The following is an 8,045-nucleotide window of genomic DNA, read 5'->3' as shown; positions in this document are numbered from 1 at the left end:
CTTCAGTCTCTTGAAGGAAGTCGAGGAGAAAAAGGGCCAGCGTTCGGGCATCCTCCACCAGCAGGATATGTTCATTGAGAAGAGCCGGATGCGGACCTCCGAGCTCGAACGCCTCACCGGCCTTTTGCGGCAGCTGGATGAGGAGTATGCCGCAAAACAGACCCAGCTCACCGACAGCGAGAAGAGTATAGCAGACCTCCAGGCAGAGAAGAAGGCTCTGGACAGGAACCTCTCGGACCTGGAAAGCACGCTCTTTTCTCATCGGTCATCCCTCGAACGGCTCCGCTCCGAAATCCGCGACACCGAGCAGGACGCGATCCGGCTGGAAGCGGCCCGCGATGCCCGGGGCGAGTCGGGCGGGAAGGCGATCGAGGCCGTGCGGGCCATGGAGGGCGTGCATGGCACCATCTCCGACTTGGGAAAAGCCCCCGCGGAATATACGACAGCCCTGAATGTCGCGGCGGGCAACAAGCTCCAGTTCGTGGTCTGCGACACCGACCAGATCGCGGCGGATGCAATACGGTACCTGAAGGAAGAACGGCTCGGCAGGGTGACGCTCCTCCCGTTGAACAAGCTCAAGCCCCCGCAGCTCCCGCCGCTCAAAGAGCAGGGCGTCATTGATTATGCCGTGAACCTGCTGGACTATGACCCGAAATACGACAGGGCCTTCTCAGTGGTCCTCGGAGGGACGGTTGTCGTCGATACGCTGGAACGGGCCCGGAAACTGATTGGGAAGTACCGTATGGTCACGCTCGAAGGCGAGCTCATTGAGAGGAGCGGGGCAATGACCGGCGGATCGATGAAGAAGCAGGCCGGGCCGCGGGGGTTCGGCGCTGCCGTAGACGATGAGATCCTGCGCATCCGCTCGCACCTTGGCGAACTGCAGGGTGAGGCTGCAACCCTGGAAGCGGGGGTGAAGCGCCTCACGGAAGAGGTGGATGCAAAACGGGGGGCGCGGAACGAGATCGACCAGAAGGTGGCCCGCTTCGGGATGTTTACCGAGGAATTCTCGCGGCGGTTCGATGCGATAACTGTCGAGAAGCAGACCATCGAGGCAGCGGTTGCTCGCCAGCAGGAGGAGACCAAGAGCAGCGCCTCCGAACTTGCAGCCCTTGAAGCGGAACTGGACAAGGCTACAGAGCAGATCAACGGCCTGAACAAAGAGATCGAGGCCATCAAGAAACGGCTTGACGACACGAATATTCCCGCCCTCACCGAGCAGATGGAGAAGAAGCGCCGGGAGATCGAGGAGTTCGAACGCCGACTCCGGAACAAGGACGGCGATATCAACGATGCTCAGCGGGAGCGCCAGCACTTCTCGGCCCGGCTTGGTGAACTTGCAGAGGAGCGGAAACGCCTGGATGATGCCAACCAGCGGATCGATTCTGAGATCGCGGGTGCGAACGGGCAGATCGCCACCCACAAGACACAGATTGCCGCTCTTGAGGAGAAGCAGAAGGAATTCTCGGGAGAACTGGACGAACTTCGGACAAAGCGGGGCGAGGTCTCAAAACAGATCCAGGATTCGGAACTGAAGATCCTCAAACTCGATGCTGAGAAGGACCGGATCGCCGCCCAGCAGGTGGCCATCGGGGAACGGGCAAAGACGCTCGGTATCGAGATTGATATGCTGAAGCAGCAGGTTGGCGAGATGGACACAAACCTGACGCTCTCGGAGATCGAGGGGAAGATTGCCGAGGCCGACGGTGCCCTCCGGAAGATTGGCGCTGTCAACATGCTTGCCATCGAGGAGTACGACAAGGTCCAGCGGCAGGTGACCGAACGCACGGAGAAGAAGGAGATCCTCTCCACCGAGCGGGAGACTTTGATCCAGCGGATCGAGCAGTTCGAAAAGATGAAGTACGAGGCTTTTACCACGGCGTTCAGGGCCATCGACACGAACTTCCGGGAGATCTTTGCCCGGCTCACGAGCGGGAGCGGCAACCTTGTGCTGGAGAACGAGGAGGACCCGTTTACCGGGGGCATGACCTTTGCCGTTAAGCCGCGGGACAAGAAGGTCCACCTCTTGAACTCCCTCTCCGGTGGGGAGAAGTCGCTCACCACCCTTGCGTTCATCTTCTCGATCCAGCGTTTCATCCCCGCCCCGTTCTATGCCTTCGACGAAGTGGACATGTCGCTGGATGGCGCTAATGTCGAGCGGATCTCCTCCATGGTGGAGGAGCTTGCCCCGAACACCCAGTTCATCATCATCTCGCTCAGGAAACCGATGATCGAGGCCGCCGAGCGGATCATGGGAGTAACGCTCCGGCCCGACAAGAGCACGCTCGTCACCGGGGTAAAGGCCAATGGCTGAAGAGAAGGACACGATGAACGAGGCGCCTCCCCCCCTCCCTGCGGAGGGAGAACTGACCGGGCTTGCCGGGCAGCAGTCGGCCCCGCAACAGCCGGACCAACCGGTGGGGCCGGTGGCGGACCCGCCCATGCCGTCCACGGGCACAGCCGCCATGGAAGACCCGGTCGAGATCCTCGTAGGTCTTGCCGAGCGTGGCGAGATCGACCCGTGGAACATCGACATCATCGAGGTGACGGACCGCTTCCTGACCGAGCTCGAACGGCGGCGGGAGCTCAATCTCCAGATCTCCGGGCGGACCCTCTTCTTTGCTTCAACCCTCGTCCGGATGAAGTCTGAGCAGCTCGTGATCGTTGATGAACCCGACGATTCCGGTGATGGGGAAGAGGACGACCTGTTCGGTGAATTCGGCACAGGGGATGGCGAGGACATCGACTACACCGGCCGGCTCGGCCCTATCGAGCGGCTGGAGCACGAGATCCAGCGCCGGCTCGATAGAAAGAGCATGAGGAAGAGCCCTACCACCCTCTTCGAGCTCATCACCGAGCTGAAGAACATCGAGAAGGAAGAACGCCGGCGCCGGAGGATGGCGGAAGGGGGACGCGATGACTTCACGGATTCCCTGATCGATGCCGATGACGTGGTCAGCATTGCCCACGAGGAAGGGTTCCAGGAGTCGTCCATGACCCGGCTTGCCGAGTACCTTGAAGGACTGGAGATCAACGAAGAGATGACACTCGCCGAACTCTGCGAGCGGATGGAATGGGGAGTCCCCGAGGTTTACATCCCCCTCCTCTTCCTTGCCCTTGACGGCCGCTGCTCGCTCCGGCAGGAGGAGTTCTTCGGCGACATCTGGGTGCAGATCTGCCGGGTTGACGACACGGCCCCTCCTGCAGAATCCTCATCGGAATAATAAAGTCATTTTACGATTTTCCGGAACGCGTTCTCCGGCACATGGATCTCGAACCGTGCGCCCTTCCCTTCTTCACCCGTTTCCCGGATTGTCATGCCGGTGATGGCAAGGATCTCACGGGCAAGGAAGAGCCCAAGACCCGTATTCTTCCCGTAGCCCCGCCCGAAGATCTTCTCCTTCTCGGCTGTTGGAATACCGGTCCCGTTGTCCTCGTAGGTGATCGCAAGCCCGCTGTCAACCGGGTGCGCGGCCAGCCGGATCTCCGTGACTTTCTCACCGTGACGGAGCGAGTTGTCGACAAGGTTATGGAATACCTTCTCCAGCATCATGTCGGAATAGATCTCCAGATCCTTCAGCTCGATTTTCAGCGTCACGGACTTCGGGACCGATGCCGATGCGAGGAATTTTTCGGCACTCTGCCATTCAGGCTCTTTTGTCCCGAGGTTCTGGTACAACCGGGTGAACTCCACCTGCTGGCGGATGACGGTGATGAGAGGCGCGATCTTCCCGATGAGCACCGGGTAATCCGCCGTAGCCCCCTGCCGCTGGGCAAGTGCGATATGGCCCTGGATGATAGTGATCTTGTTGAGGACATCGTGCCTTGTTATACTTGAAAGGAGGCTGAGCTGCTTGTTGGTCCGGAGGAGCGTCTCTTCCATCTGTTTCCGGGCCGTGATGTCGCGGATGGAGACAAGAACTGCGGGAACCGTGCGGTACAGGATGTTCCTGCCGATGCCCTCGATCCAGGTCCGTTTTCCGGTTGTCGTGACTGCCGGGTACTGTACCGGGTACCGATCCTGCCCGTCCTTTACGTTCCGGAAATCCTGCACAACGGAATCCCGTGCTTCCGGGGCAATGAAATCCAGCACATTCCTTCCGCCCTCATAGCTGTCAAATCCGATTTCGCGCTCAGAGGCAACCATTTCTGCCATTGCCTTGTTGGCGAAGAGGATCCTTCCTGTCATATCGATGATGAGGATCCCATCCAGCGAGTTCTCGACAAGGGTCCGGAACTTCTCCTCGCTCTCGATGAGGGTCTGTTCGATGCGGCTGCGTTCGATCTCGGCGGCCGCTTTCACGGCCATGATATCGAGGATCTCCCGGTACCCTGCCAGGGATTCTTGCGCGGAACGGAAGAATGCGCTGAGGACACCTACCACATTCCCGGCGGAATCGATAAGGGGTGTACCAATATATGCAGAGAACCCGTGTTCTGTAACCGCCTCTGTCGTGGGGAAGAGTTGTGCAAGGTTCTCCCCGTAGAACAGGAAGCCCTGTTCTGTCACCGCATTACAGGGGGTTCCCGGCAGGGAGCAGGAAAATGCAGCAACACGTTTCCCGTCAAGGATCATGGAGCGGGCCACGAGCGATTTCCGGTCCGGTGTCACTTCGCTGACCATCACACAATCGGCACCCAGCCAGGTGGCAACGTTCCCCGTGATCGTCTGGAGGGAATCCACCCCGGTTGTGCCGACCATGCTCTTTACCAGCGTGTTGAGTGCCGCTTCTGCCTCCTTCTGCTCGTTGATATTCTCAACATTGGAGAGGATGTGGGGGACACCGTTCATAAAAATGACCGTTGAAGTAAAGCGGCAGTTCTGGAGCTTGCCGTCTTTTGTCAGGCACTTGATCTCCATACCCTGGACACTGCGCTTGTTCCTTAATGCCGAAGAAAATTCCTCATACTCTCTGCTGTCGGCAAAGATATGGATCCCGGATGCAGTCCTCCCGATTACCTCCTCGCGGCTAAAACCGGTTTGTGCAACAAACGCATCGTTCACATCCACGAATTTTCCGTCCGTTGCCGAGACAAGCGTCAGGGCCACCGGGCTGCTGCGGAAAAGGGTGGCCAGCCGGCTTTCGGACTCACGCAGTACCTCCTCTGCCTTCCGGCGCCCGGTTACGTCACGCATGGAGACGAGCATGGCCGTGCCCCCGTCAAAGGAGATCTTCTTCCCTATGCATTCGACCCAGATCTCCTTCTTTTTCATGGTGATGAGTTTGTAATGGACCAGGTAGGCATCGATCCCCAGCGCTACCTGTGCGAGGTCTTTGATCACTGCGGGCTTCGATTCCAGAGCAACGAGGTCCATGACATTGAGGGATCCGACAACGGACCGGATATCGTCAATATCGACAATTCTGGCTACCGCCGGGTTTGCAAAGAGCAGTTTTCCCGTGAAGTTGACGATGAAGATCCCTTCCAGGGCGTTCTCGACCAGCGCCCTGAACTTCTCCTCGCTCTCGCGAAGGGCTTCCTCGATCACTTTTCGCGCAGTGATGTCGCGCAGGATCCCCGATATTCCGATTATCGTACCGGAGGCGTCCCGGATCGCGGCACCGTTGTCTTCCATCCAGATGATGGTGCCGGCTTTGTCGTGCATCTTTACCGGGAGCACGGTGGACTGGCCGGTTGCGAGTGTCTTTGCCATGTCTGCCATCGCCCGGGAGACGTCATCCTTCTCCAGGAATTCAGAAAAATTATGGGACAGGACTTCTTCCGGGGTGTACCCGTACCTGGCGATCTGCGGGCCGACATAGGTGATAACGCCATTCCTGTCCATCATGTAGATCACGTCGGTCGTGGTCTCGGTCATCAGGCGGTATTTCTCCTCGCTCTCTTTTAAGGCCTGTTCGCGCTTGTGGAGCTCTTCGTAGTTGGCCCGGAGTTCTTCCTCGGTTGCCGTCAGTTCTTCATAGGCCGCGTGGAGGTCCTCGTTCTTTTTCATGAGCTCTTCTTCTACCCGTTTGAGTTGCGTCACCTCGGCTGTTACCGTAAGGGCAGCCGACTTCCCCCCGATGGTGATGGGAATGGTGGAGAAGAGGACATGAACCCGCCGCCCGTCCTTTACCGATAACGCAAGAGGAACGTTCTCGATCTTTCCTGCAAGGACCGCACGTGAGACCAGCTTGGCAGCCCCGGCAATCGTGATAAGGCCCAGTTCGACCGGGTTCTTCCCGAGGATCTCCTCTTCCTGGTACCCGCTTACCCTCACAAATGTGGGGTTGACCGCGATGAACTTCTGGTCCGGCATGCTGTTGATCGCTATCGGGTAGGGGCTTGACTCAAAGATGGTCCGGAACCTCTCCTCGTTCTCCTTTATGACGGACTCGGATTGCATCCGGTCCGTGATGTCCCGGAGCGAAATTAAGATGGCCTGCTTCCCCTCAAACGTGATGGATTTCCCGATGCTCTCAACCCATCGCACCCGGTGCAGTGCGGTGATGATCTTGTATTGCGCAAGGAACCCGTCGATACCCTGCGCCACTTTCGAGAAGTCCTGGATCACCGTCTGCCTGGATTCCGGTGCGATGAAGGCCATGACATTCAGCCTGCCTATCACCTTAGGGTAATCGTCTTCTTCGATGAGCTTTCCGGCTGCCTGGTTGGCAAAGAGGATCAGCCCGCCCGGGTCCAGGATCAGGATCCCGTCCAGCGAGTGCTCAACAAGGGTCCGGAACTTCTCCTCGCTCTCTTTTAATGCTTGTTCGGTCTCCCTTCGGTCGGTGACGTCCTTGAAGATCCCGCGGGTGTACTGGGGTTTTCCGTCGGAGATTTTACAGCTGGCAAACCCCTCGGCATAGACCTTCCTGCCGTCCTTTGCCCGGAAGGTGACGTCGATAATGCCCACATCCTCACCGGCAATTACCCGCGGGAAGAATGCCATGCAATGTTCACGACTCTCCTCATGGATGATATCGAAGAGCGAGAGGGAGGGCAGGTCATCCGGCCCATAGCCGAGGGTGTCCTGCCATTTTTTATTGGTAAAGAGGAACCGGCCCTGCGGGTCTACGCTCTGGATCATGTCGCTTGCGTTCTGGAGATCATGGAAACGCTGCTCCTGTTCGGCAAGGGTGAGTCGCGCCTGCCGCATCTCGATGGCCCTCCTTACGACATGGCGGAGCTCGGCATAGACCGCCTCGGCATCGCTTCCCTTCTGGAGGTAGAAGTCCGCCCCGTTGTTCAGGGCTTCGATGACAACCTCTTCCCTGCCCCGCCCGGTGAAGATGATGAACGGGAGGTCGCCGAATTCTGAACGGACCTGCTTGAGAAATACGATGCCGTCCATCTCCGGCATCTCGTAATCGGAGACGATCGCATCGGGGCGTTGTTCCCTGAGCAGAGCCTGGGCTTTCCGGGCGGAATCGCAGGTCCCGACTGTGAACTCCTGCGTGATTTCGAGGAATGATTTGCCGAGTTCAAGGAGGTCTGCATCGTCATCGACATACAGGATAGTATAGGGCAGAGACACACACCCCTCTTTGTCTTGTGGATGGAATACGGATCTTCATCTGCTTTTAGTTATACCTATTGCTATTGTCGGTTACGTTTTAATCTTATTATCTGCACTTGAAACGGAAAAAGGGGGTATTTTAGGATTTTCTGGTCTCATCTCCATCCCGGCTTCACAGGTGCGGGGTTTGCTCCGGAACCTGATGGAGGTCTGCCACCTCACCCCAGTTCCGGCACGCTCTCCACCCAATTCTCAACCTTCTTCCGGATCGCATCATCGGTATAGGATGTCAGTGTCATCCGGTCCCGGGCGATATTAAGGTAATAGAGTTCGTTGCCCGGGTCATGGCATTTCATCATGACAGAAAAGAGGTCAGCGGCCGGGAGGTGTTTTACCTTTCCCCGGTGCGCCTCCCGGTTCGCCATGTTTGCAATGACAGAAGCGATCCCCGTCTCGTAGCCTTCCACGGAATCGTACATCTCGATGGTTGTCCCGACCCGCTTCCCCTTTTCGTTCCGGTACTCGAACTTTGCCGTGTACATCTCCCTCACTTTCTGGATGGGGGGATGCGCCCGCAGGTGGGAAT

General features: G+C 58.0%; 4 protein-coding genes. 2 read left to right on the top strand and 2 right to left on the bottom strand.

The window, feature by feature from the left end:
- On the top strand, positions 1-2,314 hold a 2,314-nt coding region (locus CW742_RS03955; RefSeq protein ID WP_292416752.1), incomplete at its 5' end, for a chromosome segregation protein SMC.
- Positions 2,307-3,224: a segregation/condensation protein A gene (locus tag CW742_RS03950; RefSeq protein ID WP_292416749.1), complete on the top strand. Its 918-nt coding sequence runs from the start codon at positions 2,307-2,309 to the stop codon at positions 3,222-3,224. The genes CW742_RS03955 and CW742_RS03950, both read left to right, overlap by 8 nt.
- A 5-nt stretch (positions 3,225-3,229) precedes the next feature.
- Here CW742_RS03950 and CW742_RS03945 read toward each other — a convergent pair whose 3' ends face one another.
- Both CW742_RS03945 and CW742_RS03940 read right to left on the bottom strand, forming a co-directional pair.
- Positions 3,230-7,477 (bottom strand): PAS domain S-box protein, encoded by a 4,248-nt coding sequence (locus CW742_RS03945; RefSeq protein WP_292416748.1) that lies wholly within the window; start codon positions 7,475-7,477, stop codon positions 3,230-3,232.
- Between the two features lie 200 nt (positions 7,478-7,677).
- Positions 7,678-8,045: hypothetical protein (locus tag CW742_RS03940; RefSeq protein ID WP_292416745.1), on the bottom strand; the 368-nt coding region annotated here is incomplete at its 5' end.

Origin of the sequence: Methanoregula sp. (assembly GCF_002835825.1) — an archaeon.
Classification (GTDB): Archaea; Halobacteriota; Methanomicrobia; order Methanomicrobiales; family Methanospirillaceae; genus Methanoregula.
This window is presented reverse-complemented; position numbering and strand designations above follow the sequence as displayed.

Excerpts from the sequence above, each read along its gene's own strand:
- CW742_RS03950 (WP_292416749.1), top strand. The coding sequence starts at position 2,307 with ATGGCTGAAGAGAAGGACACGATGAACGAGGCGCCTCCCCCCCTCCCT.